This window comes from Gemmatimonadaceae bacterium (genome assembly GCA_020852815.1).
Lineage (GTDB): Bacteria > Gemmatimonadota > Gemmatimonadetes > Gemmatimonadales > Gemmatimonadaceae > SCN-70-22.
Genome location: JADZAN010000002.1, coordinates 408789 through 432299 on the forward strand (window position 1 = coordinate 408789; position 23511 = coordinate 432299).

At 69.3% G+C, this 23511-nt stretch carries 16 protein-coding genes; 10 read left to right on the forward strand and 6 right to left on the reverse strand.

What is annotated here, in order from left to right:
- Positions 1-62: 62 nt before the first annotated feature.
- Genes IT359_02730 through IT359_02740 form a run of 3 tightly spaced genes read right to left on the reverse strand, consistent with a single transcriptional unit; the run spans position 63 to position 4526 of the window.
- Positions 63-1607, reverse strand: coding sequence for an aldehyde dehydrogenase family protein (locus IT359_02730; protein MCC6927885.1), 1545 nt, complete (start codon positions 1605-1607; stop codon positions 63-65).
- Positions 1608-1621: 14 nt separating this feature from the next.
- Positions 1622-2887 carry a VanZ family protein gene (locus tag IT359_02735; GenBank protein ID MCC6927886.1) on the reverse strand — a complete coding sequence of 422 codons (1266 nt, stop codon included), beginning with the start codon at positions 2885-2887 and terminating at the stop codon, positions 1622-1624.
- Between the two features lie 10 nt (positions 2888-2897).
- Positions 2898-4526: a glycosyltransferase family 39 protein gene (locus IT359_02740; protein ID MCC6927887.1), complete on the reverse strand. Its 1629-nt coding sequence runs from the start codon at positions 4524-4526 to the stop codon at positions 2898-2900.
- Between the two features lie 481 nt (positions 4527-5007).
- Here IT359_02740 and IT359_02745 point away from each other — a divergent pair, with 481 nt between their 5' ends.
- Genes IT359_02745 through IT359_02755 form a run of 3 tightly spaced genes read left to right on the forward strand, consistent with a single transcriptional unit; the run spans position 5008 to position 8553 of the window.
- On the forward strand, positions 5008-6693 hold the full coding sequence (locus tag IT359_02745; protein MCC6927888.1) for a hypothetical protein: 1686 nt from the start codon (positions 5008-5010) through the stop codon (positions 6691-6693).
- 23 nt (positions 6694-6716) lie between these two features.
- Positions 6717-7361 carry a GNAT family N-acetyltransferase gene (locus IT359_02750; GenBank protein ID MCC6927889.1) on the forward strand — a complete coding sequence of 215 codons (645 nt, stop codon included), beginning with the start codon at positions 6717-6719 and terminating at the stop codon, positions 7359-7361.
- The gene (locus IT359_02755) at positions 7354-8553 is read left to right on the forward strand and encodes a hypothetical protein (protein MCC6927890.1); all 1200 of its coding nucleotides are present in this window, start codon (positions 7354-7356) and stop codon (positions 8551-8553) included. The genes IT359_02750 and IT359_02755 overlap by 8 nt, the downstream gene beginning before the upstream one ends.
- Here the strand turns inward: IT359_02755 and IT359_02760 are convergent.
- Together IT359_02760 and IT359_02765 are read right to left on the reverse strand one after the other, a co-directional pair.
- Positions 8550-10001 (reverse strand): hypothetical protein, encoded by a 1452-nt coding sequence (locus IT359_02760; GenBank protein MCC6927891.1) that lies wholly within the window; start codon positions 9999-10001, stop codon positions 8550-8552. The two genes, IT359_02755 and IT359_02760, sit on opposite strands and share 4 nt — an antisense overlap.
- A 31-nt stretch (positions 10002-10032) precedes the next feature.
- Positions 10033-11541, reverse strand: a complete 1509-nt coding sequence (locus IT359_02765) for a lipopolysaccharide biosynthesis protein (GenBank protein ID MCC6927892.1) — start codon at positions 11539-11541, stop codon at positions 10033-10035.
- 100 nt (positions 11542-11641) lie between these two features.
- Here IT359_02765 and wecB point away from each other — a divergent pair, with 100 nt between their 5' ends.
- A complete protein-coding gene (wecB, locus tag IT359_02770; GenBank protein ID MCC6927893.1) occupies positions 11642-12760 on the forward strand; it encodes a UDP-N-acetylglucosamine 2-epimerase (non-hydrolyzing) in 1119 nt (372 codons plus the stop codon).
- 52 nt (positions 12761-12812) lie between these two features.
- On the opposite strand, the gene IT359_02775 is transcribed toward wecB, so the two are convergent.
- Entirely contained in the window at positions 12813-13778 is a 966-nt protein-coding gene (locus tag IT359_02775) for an SDR family oxidoreductase (GenBank protein MCC6927894.1), read from the reverse strand.
- A 361-nt stretch (positions 13779-14139) separates the two neighbouring features.
- On the opposite strand from IT359_02775, the gene IT359_02780 reads away from it, so the two are divergent.
- Genes IT359_02780 through IT359_02805 form a run of 6 tightly spaced genes read left to right on the forward strand, consistent with a single transcriptional unit; the run spans position 14140 to position 23507 of the window.
- Positions 14140-15282 (forward strand): glycosyltransferase, encoded by a 1143-nt coding sequence (locus tag IT359_02780; protein MCC6927895.1) that lies wholly within the window; start codon positions 14140-14142, stop codon positions 15280-15282.
- A 10-nt stretch (positions 15283-15292) separates the two neighbouring features.
- On the forward strand, positions 15293-16528 hold the full coding sequence (locus tag IT359_02785; protein ID MCC6927896.1) for a glycosyltransferase family 4 protein: 1236 nt from the start codon (positions 15293-15295) through the stop codon (positions 16526-16528).
- Between the two features lies 1 nt (position 16529).
- The gene (locus IT359_02790) at positions 16530-18929 is read left to right on the forward strand and encodes an alginate lyase family protein (protein MCC6927897.1); all 2400 of its coding nucleotides are present in this window, start codon (positions 16530-16532) and stop codon (positions 18927-18929) included.
- A gap of 19 nt (positions 18930-18948) precedes the next feature.
- Positions 18949-20880, forward strand: coding sequence for an asparagine synthase (glutamine-hydrolyzing) (gene asnB / locus IT359_02795; GenBank protein MCC6927898.1), 1932 nt, complete (start codon positions 18949-18951; stop codon positions 20878-20880).
- A gap of 27 nt (positions 20881-20907) precedes the next feature.
- On the forward strand, positions 20908-22161 hold the full coding sequence (locus tag IT359_02800; GenBank protein ID MCC6927899.1) for a glycosyltransferase: 1254 nt from the start codon (positions 20908-20910) through the stop codon (positions 22159-22161).
- A gap of 23 nt (positions 22162-22184) precedes the next feature.
- A complete protein-coding gene (locus IT359_02805; protein ID MCC6927900.1) occupies positions 22185-23507 on the forward strand; it encodes a UDP-glucose/GDP-mannose dehydrogenase family protein in 1323 nt (440 codons plus the stop codon).
- Positions 23508-23511 lie beyond the last annotated feature (4 nt).

A 23511-nucleotide genomic window follows, 5' to 3' on the forward strand; every position in this document is an offset into this window, starting at 1 on the left:
GCGCCGTCGACGCACGCGCACGGTCAGGAGCGGCTGCACCGAATGCCACGGAGGTGGCCGAGTCAGACGGGACGCTCGGGTTTGAAGATCAGCTTGAGGACTCGTGCTACCCCGGAGAGTCGCTGCAGGATCGACCGACCGTGCGCCAGGCGCAGGTAGGCGTCGCCGCGCGCCGCGGTGTCGTCGCCGTAGCCAAACCACCACGGCTGCCGCCACCCGGTGAACAGGTCATCTACCACGGTCTGCGTGCGCACGCACTCCTCCAGCCCCAACACGCCGTGCGCCCGCCCGGAGCCGCTCGCCTTCATGCCGCCGTGCGGCACCTCGGCCACTCCCGCAATCAACGTCACGTCGTTGATCACCACCGTCCCCGCCTGCAACCGCGACGCGATGCGCTGCGCGCGGCCGCGGTTGCGGCTCCACACGCTCGCGCTCAACCCGAATGGCGACGCATTTGCCAACGCGATTGCTTCCTCGTCGTCGCGCACCGCGACGATGGGGAGGAGGGGGCCGAACGTTTCCTCGTGCAGCGCTCGTGCAGCTGGCGGAACATCGAGCAGGAGCGTGGGCGGAAAGACGCCGCCAGAGGCCTGGTGCCCGGGGCGACCCTCGCCCCAGGCGCGCCACGCCCGCGCCCCGCGCGCCGTGGCGTCGTCGCGCTGCGATGCCAGCACCGACTCCTGCGAGTGCTGGATGAGCGCCCCCACGTCGTACGTCCCGCCGCCGGCGCTCCTCGGCAGCAGGGCGCCAACTCGCTGCTGCAGCGCTGCGACGAAGCGGTCGTGGATCGACGCGGCGACGAAGACCCGCTTTGGCGCCACGCACGTTTGCCCGGCGTTGGCAAAGCGCCCCCACGTGAGCCCGCTCGCCGCGTGCTCCACGTCGGCGTCGTCGCACACGATGGCCGGATCGCTCCCGCCCAGTTCGAGCGCGCAGGGAATGAAGCGCTCAGCGCATGCCACGGCGACGCGGCGTCCGGTGGCCACCGAGCCCGTGAAGAAGACCTTGTCGACGTCCGCCGACACGAGGGCCGCCCCCACCGCGCCGTCACCGGGGAGCACCTGCATTGCGCCTGGCGGGACGCCGGCTTCGTGCAGCAGCTCGCCCAGCAGCACCGCGCACGCAGGCGTCAGCTCGGACGGCTTGAGGATGACCGCGTTGCCCGCCACCAGCGCCGGGATGACGACCCCCGCCGGGAGCATGAACGGGTAGTTCCACGGCGCAATGACGGCCACCACGCCGTAGGGAACGTGCGAGATCGTGATGCGCTTGCGCCACAGCGCGAGCGTCGATGAGGTGAGGTGGCGGGGAGCCAGATGGCTCGGCGCCAGGCGCGCGTAGAAGCGCGCCAGGTCGAGCGACGTCGCGACCTCGGCCATTGTCGCTTCGGGAACCGGCTTCCCGTTCTCGCGGGAGATGAGCGCAGCCACCTCTTGTCGACGCTCGAACAGTCGTTGGCGAAAGCGCTCGACGATGGCTGCCCGCGCATCGGTGCCTAACGCCTGCCATGCGGGCTGGGCGGCGCGCGCCGCTGCCACGGTACGCGAGACTTCACCGGCGAGGCCGTCGCCGGCGAGACCGTCGCTCGGGGATGTCTCGGTTCCCATGGCGCGCGCTCCGCTCATGTGCCATCCTCCGCCTGCAGTGACGGCTGCAACGCCCGGCGCTTCAGCCAGGGCGCGAGCCACGTGGCCAGCGCTGCACCCAGCAGCACTCCTCCCCACTCGATCGGTGATGCTGGGGCAAAGTGCGCGGCCCACGGGATCACGGCCAGCCCGGCGGCCACACTCGCGACGGGGAGAAACGAGAGGGTGCGGCCGCGGCTGCCTGTCGTTGTCGGCCCCAGTCGCGCCAGCGCCCCCCAGAGGGCGCACGGAAAGACCAGCGCGCCAAGCCACACCGCCGACCACCACACGTCGTGCGCTTCCATGGGATGCTCGAACGGCAGGAGCATCGACCAGCCGAGCGCGACCGAGAACGGCACCAGTCGCTCCACCGTCCCCGAGGGCCTCGAGACGCGCATACGCCACCCGTCGCGTTGCAGCTGCGCCTCCGCCGTCACGTTCTCTCCGGCGCCGCCCAGCGCACCGGCAACGGCGGCCGAGGGGGTACGCAGGCGCAGGTATCGCGTGCGCAAGCTGGCGCGAAAGACGAAGCGCTCGCCGCTCGCCCCCAGGAGAAACAGCTCCCAGCGCTCGCCACCGATGCGCGCTATAGCCGAGGTGCGCTGCGGTGCATGCCCACTCAGGAACTCGATGCGTGGCACGGCCTCATAACGGAGATAAGCGGTGCGCACCGAGTCGGGGATGGCGATGAGGCCGTACGGAATGGGGATGCGGTTCACGGCGAACGTGGCGAGGTGACCGGAGTACGGCTCGAACTGCTGGTGCTGCGGCGTCCACTGCCCCCACAGCAGCATGCGCGGGAGCGCGGGACGCAGGAGCCAGGCGGTGGCCGCCATGATCAGCAGCGCAGCGGCCGCGAAGCCCATCGACGCGCATTGCGCCTGACGGCGTTCCGACGCGACCAGGGGACGCCAGTGCGCCATGGTCCACGCCCCGATCGCCCCGCCGAGCGTGTTGGTGAGCAGGTCGGAGATCGTCGCATCGCGGCCGGCGATCACCGCGAACTGCAAGCTCTCGATCGCCAGCGACGTCGCCAAGCAGGTGACAATCGCCTGTCGCCACGACATCCCCGCAAACGCCAGCGCCCAGCCCAGGGGGAGAAAGAGCGCGACGTTCAGGATCACGTCGACCGTTCCCAGGCTCCCGCACACCAGGCAGAACATGGGAGTCGAGGCCTCGGCAATCGTCCCCGGCGACAGCGTCGCCATGGCGATGCCGCCCAGGACCACCAGTGCGGGGAGCGAGCGCGCCAGGCGAGTCACGCGAAGCTCGTCACGGGCGCCTGGGGTTTGCCACGCGGTTGGGGGCGAGCGCGCGGCAGCTCGCTCCCCCGTCGTCGCCCTCACCGGGGGCGCGCAGGTGCAATACCATCGCCCGGTCCGAGACCGAGTGCACGACGTCGAAGTCGCGACAGGCGCGCGCCAGCAGGTCGTTGTGCAGCCATTGCCAGACGCCCACCGGGGCCACGATCGCGTACGCGACCTCGCGCGCGCGCAGATACGCCGCCAGCGAGTCGGGGTGCTCGCGCAGGGCGCGGTCCTCGTTGATGGTGCGACGCCCCGTATGCCAATAGAACGCACGCTCCTTTGACGTGAAGAGGCGCGCCGTGGGCGGAGTTGAATCGCGCACCCAGGCGGCGAGGCGCATCGACTCCCGTTCGTCGGGCGACAGGCACGTGGGAGCGTCGACCGGGTGTGAGCGGTCACACGCGCGCATCGCGGCGACGGCCCGCGCATCGCGCGCCAGCGCTCCCGCCAGCAGCAACGCGGCGATGGCCGGGACCACCCAGCGGCGGACCGACGGAAGCCATCGCTCGCCGCACCATGCGCACCCCGCCAGCAGCAACGTGAACAGCAGCGCCGTCACCGGCGTCAGGAAGCGCGGCGTGGCGTGGCGCCACACGAGCAGGAGCGCCGCGTACGCGGCGAGGAAGGCGACGAGGGCGGGCCAGCGCCGGCGCAGGACGCCAACACCCGCGGCACCGAAGCCGAGCGTCGCGACCAGCCACGCCACGTTGTCCACGCGCGTTCCCGGGACGACTGCCAGCGCCAGGGCGTCGGGGAGCATGCGCAGGAGGTACAGCCGCGCGCGTCCGGGCATGCGCCCGAGCATCTCCAGAAGGAACGACCGCCCCGCGTCGCGCCCGCGCGCACCGATGTCGGCAATGTAGAGGCGGCGGCTTCCAGGGTCTGGCGCGGCAAACGTCCACGCCAGCCATCCGCCGACGGTGACGAGCGCGACGCTGCCAAACCAGACGGCGCGTCGATAGCGCCCTCGCGCGACCCAATAGGCAAAGAGCGCCGGGATGAAGACGACTCCCGCCGTCCGGGTCAGCGCCGCGAGGTAGACCGCAATCCCCGCCAGGAGCGCGTAGCGCGGCGACTCATCCTCGCGCACCAGCGCCCAGAGCGCGAGCGTCACCAGCAGGGTGAAGGGTGCCTCGGCCATGAGGTTCCCGCCAATCCAGAGCATCCCCGGATTGAACGCCGTCACCACGAGCGCGGCGAGCGCGACCTGTTCACCAACGGCGCGCCGCGCGGCATCGTGGAACAGCAGCAACGTCGCGGCCGAGCAACAGGCCATCAGGGCGTAGAGGACGTCGAGACGGTCGCCCACCGGCCACCCGACCACCGCCAGCAGCAATGGATAGAGGGGCGGGAAGCGCGCGTGGATCGGCGCCGCGATGTCCTGCACCTCGCGATACGAGAAGTGGCGCAACTCGCGGGCGAGGAGTAGATACGTCGCATCGTCCTCGCCAAACACGATACCAGGGGAGCGCAGGTACCAGGCAAGCACCGCGTGGGAGACGACGATCGTCAGCGCCAGTGCCCTCGCCATCGAGGCGTCGTACAGAAAGCTGGCCCCGCGCTCTCGCGGCATCGCCAATGTCGGTCCGCTCACGCGCATCCCCGCGCGCCACTCGGTCGTCGCGACGATAGCGACGGCCGGCGAGTCGTGCAGACGCCGCCCTGGGGACGACGCTCGATGGCAATGGGCATGACGGCGGCGGGAACGGGGCTGCGACGGGGTGAAAAAGAAGCGATCAGGTCGATCTGCACGCCCCGTACCGGTCGGATGTGACAACCGTCACCAATCGTCCGGCGGGGGCATCGCAACATGCGCGGGTGACACGCGCAATGGAATCTTCAGCGGCACGGACAGTGCAAACACACCCCGGTTACCGACTTGCTCGGCTGGCAAATGACTGGGCGCCACGCGATCATTCACGCCACGACTCTGCCCGTTCGACGGCACGACAACGACGCATCACACCTCGCTTGTCACCCTTTCTCTCACCCGACGACCGCCTGATCTCCGTTCGCCACCGCTCCCCGTCATCACGTTCTCGTCCGACGTACCGAGCCCGAACCGGCGCGACCCAGTGAGCGCCGCCGGAGTCTCGAGCTTGGGGGTGAACGAACGGGCTCCCGATTCGACCATTCGCCTCGCGCTGGTTGCGGATTCATGGGAGCAGCCGCGATGGGTGGTGCAGGGGATCGAGGAAGCGGTGGTGGCTGGGGTGGTGACGATCGTCGCCGTCGGCATGGTCGCGGGGGGCGGGAAGGGACGGGACAACCGCCCGTTCCTTCGGCGTGCCTACGACGTCTTCGATCGCACGCGCTTCCGCCCGCCCTCCGAGCCCTTCGACACCGCGTCGCTGAAGCCAGTCGCCGGTCCTGTGCAGGTAACCACCATCACGCCGCCGGCAACGATAGGTGACGCGATGAGTGCTGCGTCGGCCGATGTCATCCTCGTCCTGTCAGACGCGGTGGCGCCGGGCGCGTGTGCCCGCTACGCGCGGGAAGGCGCTGCGGTCTTCGCGCTGGGCGGCATCCGCGGGACTGCCAGTCCGGACGTGGGATTCCGCGAGGTCGTGACCGGCGAGTCGGTGATCAACGTGCGCCTCGAACTGATCGCCCCCGACGGCCAACAGACGGCGCAGGCAATCGAGTCGATGACCAACACGCACGTCTTTTCGGCGGGGCGTACGCGCGCCATCGCGGCGCTTCAGGCGGTTGGTCTCCTGCAGCGACTGGCGCGCGCGATCCTTCACGAGCGCACGGCGGCGGCAACGCGCGGGGAACAGGCCAATCCGGTCGCGGTGTACCCCCCGCCGAATGCGGGCGGGAAGGCGGCTCCTGCGCTTCCACCACTCGCGCCGTCGCTCGCTGGGCTCGGAATGCGCTACCTGCGCTACGTCTCGGGTGCGCGCCAGACGCGCGACCAGTGGTACCTGGCCTATCATCGGAGCGCTGGCGCTACGACGGCTGCGCCGTCCGCGGCCGAGGTGGCGTTGGCACCGGAGATCGACCTTGCACGCTACAACGTCATCGCTCCCCCTGCCGATCGTTTCTGGGCCGATCCCTTTCCGCTCTGCGTCGGCGGCAAGGAGTACCTCCTCATCGAGGAACTCATCTTCGCCGAGGGGGTGGGGACGCTGGCCGTCCTGGAGCTGGGCGCAGATGGTCCGGTGGGGACAGCGACCACGATCCTGAAGAAGCCGTATCACCTGTCATATCCCTACATCTTCACGTACGAAGGGACGACCTATCTTCTCCCCGAAACGGCTCTCGAGGGGCGTCTCGAGCTGTATCGCGCCGTGCGTGCGCCGTACGAGTGGGTCTTCGATCGCACGTTGATCGAGGGGCCGATGCTCATGGATGCGACGATCGAGGCGATCGATGGGCGATGGTGGATGTTTGCCTGTGAGGCGCGTCCGCAGCGGCAGCCGTGGACCGACCTCCTCCTGTATTACGCCGACTCGCCGCTGGGACCGTGGACGCCGCATCCCAGGAGCCCGGTCGTCTCCGATGTGCGATATGCGCGTCCGGCGGGGCGTCTCTTTCGGCGTGACGGTGCGCTCCTCCGGCCGGCGCAGGATTGCTCCCGCACGTACGGCGGGGCCATCTCGCTGCGTCGCATCGTCACGCTCACCCCGACCGACTATGCGGAAGTGGAGGAGCAGTACTTGGCCGGTGGGGAGGAGCGTGGCATCAGCGGTCCGCACACGCTCAATCGCGCTGGTGCGCTGAGCGTGATCGACCTCAAGCGGCGCGTCAGGCGTTGAACGGCGCGTCAGCGTCCGGCACCATGTCGCGCATCGGGAACGCCCTTCGCCGGCACGGTCCCGGGCGCGTTTTCCGTCTTGCCGTCGAGCGAGTGGCCGACGCCATCTATCGCCGGAAGGAACTGGTCTTCTACCGGGTTCCCTTGGAGGCCGTCCTCGCCGACGCGACAACGCGTGCGTACGTCGAGACGTGTCGCTTCTCGCTGTTGTCGCTGGAGGAGGCGCGAGAGTTCACCGGTGCAGCTGACGACGTGCTGCGGGCGCTGCGGCCGTACCTGGTCGAGGATCGCGCCGGGGTTTCGGTCCTCCTCGCGTGGCTCGACGGCGCCGTGGCGGGATGGAACATGGTGTGGGTCGGGGCGGCGGAGTGGCCGCTGTCCGAGACCGGCACGTCGCTCACCCTCACGCGCGACGATGCCATCTTCTATTCGGCGTACACCGTCCCGCGCTTTCGCGGGCGACACGTCAACCGGGCGTTGATGGGCGAGACCGCGCGCGTGGCGCTGGAGCGCGGGGCGCGCGAACTGTGGGCCTGGCACGAGGACTGGAACGAGGCACCGCGAAAGAACATGACCAAGGTCGGGATGGTGCGCGTCGGGACGCACGCGCGTATGCGCCTGCTGGGACAGTGGCTCACCCCTCGCTGCGAGCCGTTGCGGCATGAGTGACCGGCCGCCGGCGGCGACCGCCAGCCGCAATCAAGGCTCGTTTCGCTGCGACGTGGTGCGCGCGACCGACCCGGCCGTGCTCCCGGCGGAGCGTGCACTCGACGCCGCGTCGTTTCCGCTCCCGCTCCCGTCGCGCCAGGCGTGGGCGCGACACCTCGGTACGCCGGCCGACCACGTGGCGATCGCCCGCGACGAGACCGGCGCCGTCAGGTCGCTGCTGGGCATCTCGCTCACCGCCACGCGCGCCCTGCCGCTGCATCGTGTGGCCCGCGTCGAGGGGGTGGGGAGCGGGTACGCCGGTGCCGACGGGCGTGCGTTGCTGCTGGCGGTGTCTGACTTCGCCAGGCAGCATCCCCGCATCCTGCGTGTGGTGGTCGAGGTCGAGACGAGCGACGACGCGGCGCGCCGAACCATCTCCGGCTTCCTCCACGAGGCCGGCTACCGGCGCATTCCGTCGGAACGGGTGTCGGAGCGCACGCTGTCGATCGACTTGCGCCCGACGGAGGAGGAGATGTTCGCGGCGCTGAGCCGTCGCGGGCGACAGAACATCCGGCTCGCCGCCAAGCAGGGGCTCGAGACGGTCGCCCTCGGCGAGCCGCGCGACGAACGCTATGGAAGCCGGATGAACGCCCTGCTGGTCGATGCGCTCGCGCGCACTGGTGCGGCCCCGCAGGACAAGGATTGGGGGGCGATCTTCGCGCTCTGTCGCGACCGCCCCGAGCGCTCGCGCGTCGCCGCCGTCTTTCGCGGCGCCGGGCGCGAGCCCGACGACCTGGTCGGCTACGCCTGGGGGATGCATCACGGCGATCGCGTCGAGTACAGCACTGGTGCGTCGGCGCGCATCCCCGGCGTCTCGCTCCCCATCCTCTATCCGGCCATCTGGGACATCGTCCTCTGGGGAAAGCGGACGGGCGGTACCTGGTTCGACCTGGGCGGCGTGACCCCGGGCGAGCCCGGAAGCGGCGACGCGTTAGGCGGGATCTCGCACTTCAAGCGCGGCTTCTCCAAGGATGAAGTCTCGCTGGGCGAGGAATGGGCCTTGGCGCCGCACCCGCTCCGCGCGCGCATCGCCGACTGGACCAGCGCGATGGCCCGCCGGGTGCGCGAGCGTCGTCAGGCGCGACATCAGGGCGTCGCGGCGTCGACGCCGGAGCTGCCAGCGCACGAACCCTCGCCGAGCGCCGACGCCTAACGGCTCCGGGGGGACAGGACGCGATCGTCGATCGCGTCGAACAGGATACGCGCCTGCGCCTCGCGGTCGAACCGGCCGTCCACATTCACCGGCGACGGACGCACCCCGCCCTCGAACGCGCGGAAGCGCGCGGCGATGCGGCGGCCGACCTCGTCGGCGTCGCTCGGTGGGACGACGTCGGCCTCGGTGTCCCGAAGGGTGAGGTCGATCGCCGTCCCCGGGTCGGTGAGCGCGAGGACCCACGAGGAGAGCTGCACGTACTCGAAGACTTTTCCCGGGATGCACTCCTCCTGGAACTGCGGGAGCACGACCAGTACCGCCGACTCCTCCTGCAGGCGAATGGCCTCCGCACGCGGGCGGAACTTCTCGGCGATGACATAGGGCGCGACTCCCTCCTGCGCGGCGATCTCGGCCACGGGAGTCCCCTCATATACGTCGCCTCCCAGGAAGCAGACGCGAAAGCGATCGGGACCAACGTCCGGCAGCAGGTCCAGGGCGCGGCGACAACCGCGGAAAAGCGGGCGCGGGTCGCGACCGTTGTAGAGGCTCCCGGCGTGCGTGATGGTGAATGGCGCCACCGGGGGATGCGCGCTGTGTACGTCCGGGTCGGCGCCGTTCATCGCCGTCATGATCTTCCCCGCGTGGTGCGGGTAGCGATGATGCATGATGACCTCCATGGCCGCCGTGTTCATCACCACCAGCGCCGCCGCGTCGACGCAGCGCGTCTCGTAGCGCCGCGTGAGGTTGCGCCACGTGTAGCTGCGCAACTCGGGTGGTTGCGTGTCCTCGTAGAAGAACTGGTCGCGAAGGTCCATCACGAACGGGATCCCCGTGCGCGCCGCAATGCGGCGGGCGGCGTCGTGCGCCATTTGCGGGGGGCCCGAGCTGGCCACCAGGTCGTAGGAACGCTCGTTATGCAGTGCGACGCCGAGCGCGGCGGCATCGCGCGCCCAGTTGGACCACTCGAGGTAGTGCATGCGCGCCAGGTAGCCACGCCGCGCGGCGCGCAGCCGCCCCTTGACCCCGGGCTCGACGATGGGCCCGGTCCACGCTGGCGCGGCGGTCGCCGAGACGTGCACGCCCGGCGGAGCAGGCGCACGGAATCGTTTGAGTCGCTGCAGCAGCCACCGCTCCGCCACGCGGATGGACGGGAGATGGCGAGCGACCCCCCACAGCCTGGTGCCCGCGGGGAGCCCCGCCAAGCGCGAATCGTCGCGCAGGTCGGCGGCATCGGGGTCCATCATGATCACGTCGACCTGCCACCCGCGCCTGGCGGCGTAGCCCACCAGCTTCTCCCATCGCAACGCACCGATGCTCGAGTCGGGCGGAAAGGCGTAGCTCACGAGGAGCAGGCGTCGCGTGGCCGCAGCCGGTTCGCGCGTGCTCCCGGTCGCGATGTGGAACGGAGCGGTGAGCGAGGAACGCGAGCGAGAGGAAGGGGAGGTCACGAGGACGGGCGACGCGAACGGGTGGGACGGATCACGACATCGCCCCGCGAATGCGCGACACGATGGCGAGCATGCGCTCGCGATGCAGGAGAAGGAGCGTGGCACCGTAGGCAACCGCGCCAACCGCAATGTCGGTCGCCAGCGCCCACGGCCGCGCGAAGTCGTCCGGCTGCAGGAAGCGCGCGCTCCATACGGCGGCGGACATCACCACCACGCCGGAGAGCGGTGCCCGCAGCGCGTGGAGATACTCGCCGAACGACATGTGCACCTGACGGAACGTGAGGACGGCCAACGGGAGGAGCACGAAGAGCGGGTACGCCGTGAGCCAGCCGATCGCGATCCCCGTCGTCCCCCACTTGGCGCCGATCACGAAGGCAACCGGCATCACGATCGCCCCGACGACGTTGATGCGCATCATCTGCCGGTTCTCCCCCGTCACGACCAGGACCTGCGGCAGGATGGGCGCCACCGAACGCATGCCGGCCGCGACCCCCAGCAGCTGCAACGGCGCGACCATCGATACCCAACGGTCCCCCAGCGCCAGCGGCACCAGGTCGCCGGCCACCAGGGCAATGCCGATCGTTGCCGGGAAGGTCAGGAGCGCCAACGCCTCGGAGATACGCAGGATGTAGCGCTTGAGCGCCGAGCGATCGTGCTGCGCCGCCGAGAGGATGGCCGGCGTCACCCCGCCCACCAGGGATGTAAGCTTCTCGACCGGCGTATGCGCCACGTCCCACCCGAACCGGTACGCCCCCAGCGCGTCCTTGGTGAGCAGCTTGCCGGCCACGAAGAAGTCGGCGTTCTGGTACACATACCACGCCAGACGTCCCACGATGGTGTGCTGGCTGAAGCGCAGCGCGGGCGACAGCGCCCGCCACCGCGGCCACTGAAACGGCACGCGCACCAGCCGCAACACCCCAATCGTGGAGAGCAGCGCGCCCAGGAGGGAACTCAGTACCAGCGTCCAGTAGCGGAACCCCATCGACGCGAACACCACTGCCCCGACCGCGAGGATCACCGACTGCAGGCCATCGTTGATGGCCAGGTCACGAAAGCGCATGTCGCGCTGCAGGATCGCCTGCGGGACCACGCGCACGCCCGTGATGAGAAAGATCCCCGCCATTGCGACCACCACCCAGGTGAGTCCCGGCGCGTCGAAGAAGGCGGCGAGCAATGGCGCGGCCAGGCACGACACCACGAAGCCCGCCGCGCCAAACAGGAGCGACAGCGTGTTGATCTGCGCCAGTTCATCCTGCGACAGATCGCGCAGGGTCACGACCGTCGTCCCTATCCCGAACTCGCTCAGGAGCGTCACGATCCCGAGATACATCGTGGCCAGTCCCACCAGCCCGTAGTCCGCCGGCGTCAGCAAGCGCGCCACGATGAAGGTGCTCGCCCACGCCAACAATTGGCTGAGCCACTTCACCGATCCCATCCACGCCACGCCATGTGTCAGCGAGCGGTCCAGGTGCGCGTGCCCATCGCCATTCGGCGCCGACGCCCGCTGTGCCGCGGCGGGGGAGCTATCCGTCCCTGTCATGCGTGCGCGCAACGTCAGGCGACACGGCTCCGGGCGGTGCACCACCACGGTGCAACGGCTACGTTCAGTCCCGGTACTACCAATCGGTTACGCACAGCCTATGAAAGTCCTCGTCGTTGCAGGTGCTCGTCCCAACTTCATGAAGGTCGCGCCAATTCTCAACGCACTCGAATTGGCGGGACACCAGCGCATCTTTGTCCACACCGGCCAGCACTACGACGCCTCGATGTCCGATGCGTTCTTTCGTGACCTGGGCCTCCCCATCCCCGATCGCCACCTCGGCGTCGGCTCCGGCTCGCACGCCCGCCAGACCGCCCGCGTCATGGAGGCCTTCGAGCCCGTCCTCGAGGAAACGCGCCCCGACTGGATCGTCGTCGTCGGTGACGTGAACTCGACCCTCGCCTGCGCCCTCGTTGCCGCGAAGCTTCGCCCCGCCATCGGCTGCCGGGTGGCCCACGTGGAGGCTGGACTCCGGAGCAACGACTGGGCCATGCCCGAGGAGGTCAACCGCGTCGTGACCGATCGGTTGAGCGACCTCCTCCTCACCCCCTCCCACGACGCGGAGCCCAACCTGGCGCGCGAAGGAATCGACCCGGCGCGCGTGGTCTTCGTGGGCAACGTGATGATCGACTCGCTCCTCCGGATGCTCCCGCATGCCAAGGCGCTCGACCTCCCGGCGAAGCTTGGCGTCACCCCCGGCCGGTACGCCGTGTCGACGCTGCATCGTCCGTCCAATGTGGACGATCAACGGCAGCTCTCGGTGATCCTCACCGCCTTCGGCGAGCTGTCGCGCGAACTGCCGATCCTCCTCCCGCTTCATCCGCGCACGAGAGAGCGCGTGCGGGCCTTCGGGCTCGAACCGCTCCTGGCTCCCCTCCAGGTCATGGATCCCCTGGGCTACACCGAGATGCTGGGGCTCCAGGCCGATGCGGCGGTAATGCTCACCGATTCCGGCGGGATCCAGGAGGAGAGCACGGTGCTCGGCGTCCCGTGCGTCACCCTGCGCGAGTCGACCGAACGCCCGGTGACGGTCACCGAGGGGACCAACAGGATGGCGCCATGGCCGCTCACGACCGATGGGGTCCTGTCGTCTGCCCGGGCGGCGCTCGCGATGGGGCGCGTCGCTGTCGGTGCCAGGGCGCCGGAAGGGTGGGACGGCCGCGCTGGCGAGCGAATCGTCAAGTCGATGGAGCGTGCGTGGAGGCCTGCATCGCACTGAGCGCTGACCTGCGGCGTCAATCGGGGAGGCGCGCCGATCGCACCTCCCTGACCTATCCCGACAGCTGCGCAGGATTCTCCCGGTACCAGGCCCACAGCCGCGCGATCCCCTCGTGCAACTGCACCGGGGGTTCGTAGCCGAGCACCTCGCGCGCACGTTCGAGCGCCGCGAGCGAGTCCCGCACGTCACCGGCGCGAGGGGGAAGGTGATCGATCGGGATGGACTTTCCCGTCACCTCTCCAACGACCTTCACGAGATCGAGCAGTGAGGTCCTGGTCCCGGCGCCCACGTTCACCATCCAGCCGTTGACGCGCTCCGCGGGCTGCGTGGCGGCGAGAAGATTCGCCGCGACGACGTTCTCCACGAAGGTGAAGTCGCGCGTCTGGCGGCCGTCGCCAAACAGCCGCATCGGAACGCCGTGTACCGCCGCGCGGAAGAGGGCAGGGACAACCGCGGCGTACGGGCCATTGGGGTCCTGGCGCGGGCCGAAGACGTTGAAGTAGCGAAGCGCGACCCCCTCGAGCAGTCCCGCGCGCGCCCACGAGAGCGTGTACATCTCTCCCGCGAGCTTGGCCGCCGCGTATGGCGACCGGGGGAGCGGCTCCATCGTCTCGACCTTGGGGAGCGTCGGTGTGTCGCCATACGCCGACGATGACGCCGAATACACCACGCGCCGCGCGCCGGCCGCGCGCGCGGCCTCCAGGATGTTGAGCGTCGCCGTGACGTTGTTCTCGTGGCACCCGACGGGATCGGCGAGCGAGCGCGGAACCGAGGGGAGCGCCGCGACATGGAAGATCACCTCGATCCCCTCGACTGCTCGCTCGCAGTCGCGCGGGTTGCGGAGGTCACCATGGACGAAATCCACGGTCCCCTCTCGATGCGCGAGGTTGTGCCGGAAACCGGTCGAGAGGTTGTCGATCACTCGCACGGCGTGGCCGCGGTCGACCAAACGATCCGTGAGATTGGAGCCTATGAAGCCGGCGCCGCCGGTGACGAGCGCGCGGAAGGGTGCAGGCATGAAGGTGCCGAAAGCGACGAAGGAATCGGACGACTCGGCGCAGTGACGAGCAAGCCACGCACCAGCGCGCAAGCGCCGCGAATATGACGATTGGCGACTCGCCGTCGTCGCGAGGCCCGCGGAGAAGTTGCGCGGGGGGTGTCGCGGCTGCGCACAACAGCGACTCGGCGAGGGAGGCCCCCCACCTCCCACACCATGTGGGGCCCCTGCAACACCGACCTCGACTCCAATTCCCGAATCCTCTCACGCCGCCGCATCCACAGAAAGCACGGAGGCCGGCGCTACGGCGCCCGATTTGCGGAAGGTAGGAAGGCTAATCCTGCATCCTCCCACCGGGAACGGACTTGAGCACTTTTCACCCGTGCTGATCGTAGCCATCGCCAGCCTCCTTGCCGTCGTCGCCATCTGGATCGGGTATCCGGTCGTGGTGGCGTTGCTGGCGTCGCTCGTCGTGAAGCGATCTCCCCGGGCGGCAGGTGCCGGCGACCCTGGGACCGGGGTATCGAATGGGCGTCGGGTCACGGTGGTCATCGCGTCGGTCGATTCCCCGGAGGTGATTCGAGCCCGCGTCGAGGATGCCCTGACGACCGATTATCCGCCGGCGCTCCTGGAAGTTGTCGTCGCCCTCGATGCCGGAGGGACGGCCTCCAGCGCCTCTCTTGGGGAGATCGACCCTCGCGTGCGCGTTGTACGCGGGGACGCCCCCGGTGGAAAGGCGCTTTCGTTGAATGCCGCCGTCCGCCAGGCGAACGGGGAGATCCTGGTCTTCAGCGATACGGCGCAACGGTTCGAGCGCAGTACCATTCCGCGCCTGGTGGCGGCGCTCGGCGACTCTCGCTTCGGGGCCGTGTCGGGGTCGCTCCAGATCGGGCGTGACGGCGCGCCAGCCAACCTCGCCGAGCGTTACTGGCTGTTCGAGAAGTGGCTTCGCTTGCAGGAGGCGCGGCTTCACTCGACCGTCGGGGTAACGGGTGCCGTGTACGCAATGCGCCGCGAGTGCTGGCACCCGCTGCCGGCCGGGCTGATTCTCGACGATGTCTACGTCCCGATGCTCCTCGTGCTGCGCGGCTTCCGCGTGGGGTTCGAGCCGACGGCGACCGCGTACGACGACCGCCGCTTTCCGCCGGCGCAGGAGTTCAAGCGCAAGGCCCGCACGCTGACCGGGGTCGTGCAGCTGTGCGTCTGGCTCCCCGCGGTAATGCTCCCGTGGCGGAATCCGATCTGGTTGCAGTTCCTCTTCCACAAGCTGCTGCGCCTGGCGACGCCCTACCTCCTGCTCGTGGGCGGAGTGTCGGCGGCGGCGTGGCTCGCCTCGGGTGCGGGGATCACGACACCATGGGTGGGGACGATGCTGCTCCTCATCATGCTGGCGCTCGCCACGCTGGCGACCGCGGCCGTTCCGCGCATTCGCCGGGCGGCGTCCATGGCCTTTGCGATGCAGGTGGCCGTGGTGCGTGCGACCGTGAACGGTCTGCGGGGGCATTGGGACGTGTGGAGTCGTTAGGTTACCCTGCATGTCAGCGATGACACCGCCCCCCGCCGATCACGTGACCCCCGAAGCGCCGGGCGCAGACCTCGCGCGTCCGTCGGTGGTGCGCCCGGCGAGCGCCGGCGAGCGCGGCCGGCGCCCGCTGCGCGTCTGCCTCGTGGGGCCATCGCTCGAGATTCTCGGCGGTCAGTCGGTGGTGCTCGCTCGCCTGCTGTCACGATTTGGGGAGACCGACGAGATCGAGGTGTCGTTCCTCCCGGTCAATCCGCGCCTGGCGGGGCCCTTCCGCCTGCTGCAACGGGTGAAGTACGTGCGCACCTTCGCGACGTCGATCGCCTACGTGGCGTCGCTCCTGCGCCGCGTGCCGCGGGTCGACGTGGTGCACGCCTTCTCGGCGTCGTACTGGTCGTTCCTCCTGGCCCCCGTTCCCGCCATGCTGGCCGGGCGCCTGTTCGGGAAGACGGTCGTGCTCAACTACCACAGCGGCGAGGCCGACGATCACCTGGCGCGCTGGCGCACGGCAATCCCGCTGGCGCGTCTCGCCGACGTGATCGCCGTCCCGTCCGGCTACCTCGTCGACGTTTTCCGTCGCCACGGGCTGGACGCGACCGCGATCTTCAACTTCGTGGACGTGGAGCGCATCCCGTATCGCCGGCGCGAGTCACTGCGTCCTCGATTCCTCAGCAACCGCAACCTCGAGTCGCTCTACAACGTTGCATGCACCATCCGCGCGTTTGCACGGGTGCAACGCGTTCATCCGGACGCCGAGCTGATCGTGGCGGGGGATGGTCGTGAACGCGCCGCGCTGGAGCGGCTCGTCGCCGAGCTGGGGCTGCGTCACGTCACATTCACCGGTCGCGTGGCCCCCGAGCGGATGCCCGCGCTGTACGACGACGCCGATGTCTACTTCAACTCACCGGACATCGACAACATGCCCAGTTCGGTCATCGAGGCGTATGCGGCGGGGCTCCCGGTCGTGACGACCGATGCCGGCGGCATCCCGTACATCGTGCGGCATGAGCGGACGGGGATGATGGTGCCCGCGGGCGACGATGTGCAGCTGGCGGAACAGGCGCTGCGGCTCCTCCGCGAGCCGGCGCTCGCGCTCGCGATCGCCGACCGGGCGCGCGGCGAGTGTCTCGAGCGTTACGTCTGGCCGGCGGTGCGTGACGCGTGGGTGCACCTGTACTGCGAGACCGATGCGCGCGCCGCCGGGCGCGGTGTGGGCGACGCCTCGGGCGTGCGCACGCTGGTGGCCTGAGATGTCGATCACCCAGAAGCTGGGCAAGCTCAGGGGGCGCTCCCTGGACGAGGTGCGAGAGCGCCTCGCGCAGCGCCTCGCCGCGCTCGCCGAGCGTGCGGGATTGCGCGACGCCGGCGAGCCGTCGGACGCGCGCCTGCGCTCGGCGCTGCGCCCCGAGTGGCGCGGGCACGACCTGGCCTTCGTGGTGCGCGCGGTGCGGGAGGGTGCGCATCCGCGCCTGGCTCCGGGAATCGACGACTTGGCGTCGACCCTGGCCACGGTGCGCAGCCGCTGGCCTGAGCGCGTGACCGAGCTGGCGCGCACCGCCGACGATATCGTCGCGGGGCGCTTCGAATTGTTAGGGCACGAGACGCTGGAGATCGCCGACCCGATCGACTGGTCGCGCGACCCGTTGCGCGATGTGCGCGCCCCCGACGCGCACTGGAGCACCATCGCGTACCTCGACCCCCGCGTAGCCGGCGATCACAAGCTCGTGTGGGAACTGAGCCGCCACCAGTTCCTCGTGACGCTCGGGCAGGCATATGCCCTCACGCGGCGCGAGTCGTACGCCGTGCGCGCGGCACGGCTCCTCGAGAGCTGGATGGACGCCAACCCGCCCAAGCGCGGCATCAACTGGGCCAGCAGCCTCGAGGTCGCCTACCGATCGATTGCCTGGCTCTGGGCGCTGCGCTTCCTCGCTGGCTCTCCCGTGTTTGGCGATGGGCTCGTGCTGCGGCTGCTCAAGTTCCTCGAGGTGAGCGCGCGCCACCTCGAGCGCTACCTCTCCACGTACTTCAGCCCCAACACGCACCTCACGGGCGAGGCGCTTGCCCTCCTGTACCTCGGCACGCAGCTGCCCATGTTCGAGGGCGCGCCGCGCTGGCGTGACCGCGGATGGGACATCCTGCTCGCGCAGCTGCAACGGCACGTGCGCCCCGACGGGACGTATTACGAACAGGCGACGTACTACCAGCGATACACGCTCGACATCTACCTGCACGCGCGCCTGCTGGGGAGCGCGCACGGGCTGGGCGACGTGCGTTGCGTGGACGAGGCGCTGCACCGCCTGGCCACGTCCACCGCGTGGGTGGCGCGCGCCGACGGGACCATCCCGCTCTTTGGCGATGAGGACGGGGGGCGCCTCCTCTTCCTCGATGGTCGCCCGGGCGACGACGTGCGCGCGTCAATCGCCACCGTCGCCGCCCTCCTGGGCGACGCGGCGCTGGCTCAGATTGGCGGTGCGGCCAGCGACGAGGTGGTGTGGATGCTCGGCCGGGATGGCATGGCCCGCCTGGATCGCCTGCAGCAGGAGGGGGCGGGGTCCGGCACCCTCCTGGCCGGCGGCGCATCGACCGCCCGCGACCAGCGCGACGGCGGCCTGTTCACGATGCGCGATGGGTGGGAGGAAGACGCGGCGGTGCTCACGCTCGATTGCGGACCTTTGGGTGCGGACAATGGCGGGCACGCCCACGCCGATTCGCTGGCGCTCGATCTCGCCATCGGGAGCACTCCCGTGTTTGTCGATGCGGGGACCGTCAGCTACACCACGTCGAGCGCCGAGCGCGACCTCATGCGCTCGTCGCTGGTGCACAACACCGTCTCGCTCGACGGCGTCTCGTCCTCGGTCCCGGCCGGCCCGTTTCGCTGGGATGCCATGACGCACGGTGTGCTGGATGCGTGGCACTCGACGCCGGCCGGTACGCTCTTCGAGGGGCATCACGACGGCTACGATCGCCTGCCATCGCCGGCGCGCCATCGGCGTTTGGTGCTGGCGGCGCGCCGCGGCTGGTGGCTGGTGCGCGACGTCATCGAGGGCGATGGGGTGCACGATGCGGTGGCCACCTTTCAGTGCGCCCCCGGGCTCGACCTCGAGGCGGAGGGCGACACGCTGCGTGTGCTGGACGACGGGCGGCTCTTCCTGAGCGTGCGCGCGTTAGGCGCGGAGGGAACGTGGCGCCTCGACGACGGCGTCGCGTCACGCCGATACGGGGCGCGGGAGCGGGCGCGACGCGCGCGATTCGCCTTCCGGACGGCGCCACCGGCCACCGCGGTCATCTTTGCCCTCATCCGGGGCATCGGGCGCGAGTGGCGCGTGAGCCACGAACGAGAGGCGACGGCCAGCGGCCTCCGCGAGACCGTGCGCCTGCACGGCGACGAGGTGCGCGACACGGTGTCGTTTGGCGCCAGCGGCAACGCCGAGGGGGTCCAGACTGACGCCCGCGTGGCGTGGGTGAGGCGCCGCGCGTCTGATGGCATGGTGGAATCGCTCCTGGCGATCGGTGGCACGCGCCTCGAACTGGATGGGACGCAGCTTGCCGAGCCGGCAGGGGGGGTGGTGAGCGCCATTCGGGAGCGCGGAGGGTGGCGCGTGGACCGATCAGACGTCCGCGAGGGGCCCGGCCCCGGCGCGAAACCCTAACGAGAAGAGGACGTCGATCATGTGCGGGATTTGCGGGATCGTCACCGGACCTCGGGGCACGCGCGCCGCGGATCGCGACACGGTGGAGCGCATGTGCCACTCCATCGTGCACCGCGGCCCCGACGGGAGCGGCTACTTCGTGGAGCCCGGCGTCGCGCTCGGACATCGCCGCCTGTCGATCGTCGACGTCACGCACGGGGCACAGCCGATGGCCTCCGACGATGGCCGCTTCACCATCGTCTACAACGGCGAAGTCTACAATCACCCGGTGCTGATGCCGCAGCTGCAAGCGCAGGGCGTCCGGTACCACACGCACTGCGACACCGAGACGGTCTTGCACCTGTACGAACGCCTGGGCAAGGCGCTGCCGACCGAGCTCCGCGGAATGTTCGCCATCGCCATCTGGGACCGGCAGGAGCGCGAGCTCTACCTCGTCCGCGACCGCCTGGGCGTGAAGCCGGTGTACTACGCGCACCTCGAGGATGGGACGCTCGTCTTTGCCTCGGAGATCAAGGCGATCCTCGCCTCCGCGATGATCCGGCCAGCGCTCAATGCCGATGCCTTCCCCGACTACCTGGCAAACTTCGCCCCGTCGGGCAACGAGACGATGTTCGCCGGGATCCGCCGGCTCCCCGCGGGGCACTCGCTCACCTGGAAGGATGGCGCGATCAGCATTGCCCAGTACTGGGACCTGCACTTCGCCGAGGGAATGCTCGACGAGCGAGACGACGCCTCGCTCGTGGACGAGTATCGTGAGCGCTTTCGCGATGCGGTGCAGATGCGCCTGATGGCCGACGTCCCCCTCGGGATGTTCCTCTCCGGTGGCATCGACTCGGCGGCCATCACGGCGATGATGTCGCAACTGGTCGATGAGCCCATCAAGACCTTCTCGGTCGCCTTTGCCGAACGCGAGGCAAACGAACTGAAGTATGCGCGCATGGTCGCGCGCCGCTACGCAACCGATCATCACGAGATCGTCGTGAGCCCGGAGAGCTTCTGGGGAGCGCTCCCCAAGCTCGTGTGGCACGAGGACGAGCCGATCGCGCATCCGTCGAGCATCGCCCTCAACTTCGTCTCGCGCCTCGCCGCCGAGCGCGTGAAGGTCGTCCTCACGGGCGAAGGGAGCGACGAAACGCTCGCCGGCTACAATCGGTATCGCATGACGGTCTACAACTCCAAGCTCGGCGCGCGCTACGAACACCTCGCGCCGCGGGCGATGCGCGCCGCGGTGAAGTCGGGGATCGATGCGCTGCCGGGATCGACGGGGTTGCGCCGGAAGCTGGAGCGGACCTTCCTGTACCTCCCCAGCGACCTGGATACGATCTACTTCGACAACTTCGCCGTCTTCGGCCGCGCGCGTCAGGCAGAGGTGCTCTCCCCCGCGATGCGCGAGCGCTGCATCGGCATCGATCCGTATGCCGCACATCACGCGGCGCTTGAGCACTCCGACGCGAGATCGCTGCTCAACAAGCTGCTCTATGCCGACACCAAGACGTACCTGCACGAACTGTTGATGAAGCAGGACCAGATGAGCATGGCGGCGTCGATCGAGAGCCGCGTCCCGTTCCTCGATCACCCGCTGGTCGAATTCGCGGCCGCACTCCCGTTGCGCATGAAGCTTCGTGGCGTGACGACGAAGCACATCCTGCGCGAGGCCATGCGACCGCATCTCCCACCGGAAATCCTGAGTCGCAGGAAGATGGGCTTCCCGGTCCCAGTTGGAGCCTGGTTCGCCGGCGCCTGGCGACACCTGGTCGACGAGTTCGTGCTATCGCCACGCGCGGCGGCGCGCGGGCTCTTCGACATGAACGCCATCTCCGCCATCGCCGACCACCACTTGCGCGGCGAGCAGAAGCATGACCAACGCCTCTGGGCGCTCGTCAATCTGGAGATCTGGCAGCGCATCTTCCTCGACGGCGAGAGCGTCGAGGCGATTTCGGTTGCGCCCTGAGCGGTCGCGAGGACCGCGCGAGACGACATGCACATTCTCTGGCTCAAGACCGAACTCCTTCATCCCGTCGACAAGGGCGGGAAGATCCGGACGTACCAGACGCTCAAGCACCTCAAGGCGCAGCACCGCGTCACGTACCTCTGCCTCGACGACGGTACCGCCGCGCCGGACGCCGAGGCGCGCTCGGAGGAGTACTGTCACGACCTGATCCGCATCCCCTTCACGGCGCCGAGCAAGGGGAGCGGGGCGTTCTTCGCCGACCTCGCGCGCAACGTCTTCTCCACGCTCCCGTACGCCGTGGCCAGGTACCGATCCGCAGCGATGCGCGAGGCGATTCGTCGCGCCGTGCGCGAGCGCGCGATCGACCTCGTCATCTGCGACTTCCTGACTCCGTCGCTCAACGTCCCGAACGACCTCGGCGTCCCGACGCTCCTCTTCCAGCACAACGTGGAGGCGGCCATCTGGGAGCGACATACCGCGGTGGCGGTGCACCCGGTCAAGAAGGCCTACATGCGCGAGCAGTGGCGTCGCATGCGCGCCTTCGAGCGTCACGAGTGTCATCGCTTCGATCATGTGATCGCGGTCTCCGACGCGGATCGCGATGCCTTCCGCGAGCAGTACGGCGTGACGTCGGTGAGCAGCGTGCCCACGGGCGTCGACACCGACTTCTTCCAGCCCAGCGGCGCGGTGGTGCGCCTGCCGCACAACATCGCCTTTACCGGGAGCATGGACTGGATGCCGAATGAGGACGGCGTCGCGTGGTTCGTGCGCGACGTCCTGCCGCTCGTCAGGCAGCAGGTGGGCGATGCCACGCTTTCCATCGTTGGTCGAAACCCGTCACCGGGAGTGAAGGCCCTCGCGTCGGCCGCCCCCGCCATCGAGGTGACGGGCACCGTTCCCGACATCCGTCCCTTCCTCGAGCGGGCCGCCGTCATCGTCGTCCCGCTCCGGGTAGGTGGTGGGACGCGCCTCAAGATCTTCGAGGCGATGGGGATGGAGCGCCCCATCGTCTCGACCACGATCGGGGCCGAGGGGCTTCCGGTCGTCGATGGTCGTGACATCCGCATCGCCGATGATGCCGCGTCATTCGCGACCGCTGTCATCCAGCTGCTGCAGGACCCCGGCGAGGGCGATCGCCTGGGGAAGGCCGCGGCACGGCAGGTACGAGAGGAGTTTGGCTGGCAGCGCGTGACCGCGCAGTTCGCCGACGCCTGCCGCGCCACGGTCGAGCAGGTGCAACAACGACGCCCGGCCGGCCAGTCTGCCGGGCGCGCCGCCTAACGGGCACTTACCGCACGCATATCATGACATCACGCATCAGTGTTTTCGGCTTGGGCTACGTCGGCTGCGTCTCTGCGGCCTGCTTTGCCAAGGAAGGGCACCAGGTGGTCGGCGTGGACGTGAACCCGTCCAAGGTCGACATGATCAACAACGGGATCGCGACGATCGTCGAGCACGGGATCGGCGACCTGGTGGCCGAGATGCGCGCGTCCGGCCGCATGCGCGCCACGGTCGACGTGCGCGAGGCGGTGCTGGCCACCGACATCTCGCTCGTCTGCGTGGGGACGCCGAGCAAGCCGAATGGCGCGCTCGAACTCGGCTACGTCGAGCGCGTCTGCGAGCAGATCGGGGCGGCGTTGAAGGAGAAGACGACGCGCCATACCATCATCATCCGCAGCACCGTCCTTCCCGGCAGCACGCACGGCGTCGCGATCCCGGCGCTGGAGCGGTACTCGGGACTCAAGGCCAACGTCGATTTCGGGATCGGGATGAATCCCGAGTTCCTGCGAGAGGGGACGTCGATCGAGGATTTCTACGATCCGCCGTTCACCGTGGTCGGGAGCGAGGACCCACGGACCGTCGAGGCGGTGCAGGCGATCTACGCCGGCATCGACGCGCCGTTCCATGCCGTCGCGACCGGCGTGGCCGAGATGCTCAAGTACGCCTGCAACTGCTACCACGGGCTCAAGGTGTCGTTCGCCAACGAGATCGGGAACGTGGCCAAGGCGTTAGGCGTGGACAGTCACGAGGTGATGCGCCTGTTCTGCCTGGACACGAAGCTCAACGTGTCGCCGGCCTACCTCAAGCCGGGATTCGCGTTCGGCGGGTCGTGCCTGCCCAAGGACCTGCGCGGCCTGGCATACCGCGCTCGCACCCTCGACATCGAGACGCCGGTGCTGAGCGGGACGCTCGCCAGCAACCAGCTGCAAATCATGCGTGCCTTCGAATTGGTGGCGGCCACCGGGCGCAAGCGCGTCGGCGTGCTGGGCCTCGCCTTCAAGTCGGGGACCGATGACCTGCGCGAGTCGCCGATGGTCACCCTCATCGAGAAGCTGCTGGGGCGCGGCTTCGAGGTGACGATCTACGACAAGGAAGTGCGCAGCGCCAACATCATCGGTTCCAACCGCGACTACGTGGAGCAGGAAGTCCCCCACATCTGGGAGCTGATGCGCGCGTCGGTCGACGAGGTGCTCGCCGACGCGGACGTCATCGTCATCGGGAACGGATCGAAGGAGTTCAAGGCGATCGAGCCCACGCTTCGCCCCGGGCAGCGGGTGGTCGACCTGGTACGGGTCTTTGGTCCGAAGGTGTCCGACGGCAGCAGCTACGAGGGGATCTGCTGGTAGGTGG

Coding starts and splice junctions, on each gene's coding strand:
- IT359_02755 (MCC6927890.1), top strand. CDS start 7,354: ATGAGTGACCGGCCGCCGGCGGCGACCGCCAGCCGCAATCAAGGCTCG.
- wecB (MCC6927893.1), top strand. CDS start 11,642: ATGAAAGTCCTCGTCGTTGCAGGTGCTCGTCCCAACTTCATGAAGGTC.
- IT359_02750 (MCC6927889.1), top strand. CDS start 6,717: ATGTCGCGCATCGGGAACGCCCTTCGCCGGCACGGTCCCGGGCGCGTT.
- IT359_02800 (MCC6927899.1), top strand. CDS start 20,908: ATGCACATTCTCTGGCTCAAGACCGAACTCCTTCATCCCGTCGACAAG.
- IT359_02805 (MCC6927900.1), top strand. CDS start 22,185: ATGACATCACGCATCAGTGTTTTCGGCTTGGGCTACGTCGGCTGCGTC.
- IT359_02730 (MCC6927885.1), bottom strand. CDS start 1,607: ATGGGAACCGAGACATCCCCGAGCGACGGTCTCGCCGGCGACGGCCTC.
- asnB (MCC6927898.1), top strand. CDS start 18,949: ATGTGCGGGATTTGCGGGATCGTCACCGGACCTCGGGGCACGCGCGCC.
- IT359_02775 (MCC6927894.1), bottom strand. CDS start 13,778: ATGCCTGCACCCTTCCGCGCGCTCGTCACCGGCGGCGCCGGCTTCATA.
- IT359_02785 (MCC6927896.1), top strand. CDS start 15,293: ATGTCAGCGATGACACCGCCCCCCGCCGATCACGTGACCCCCGAAGCG.
- IT359_02790 (MCC6927897.1), top strand. CDS start 16,530: ATGTCGATCACCCAGAAGCTGGGCAAGCTCAGGGGGCGCTCCCTGGAC.
- IT359_02765 (MCC6927892.1), bottom strand. CDS start 11,541: ATGACAGGGACGGATAGCTCCCCCGCCGCGGCACAGCGGGCGTCGGCG.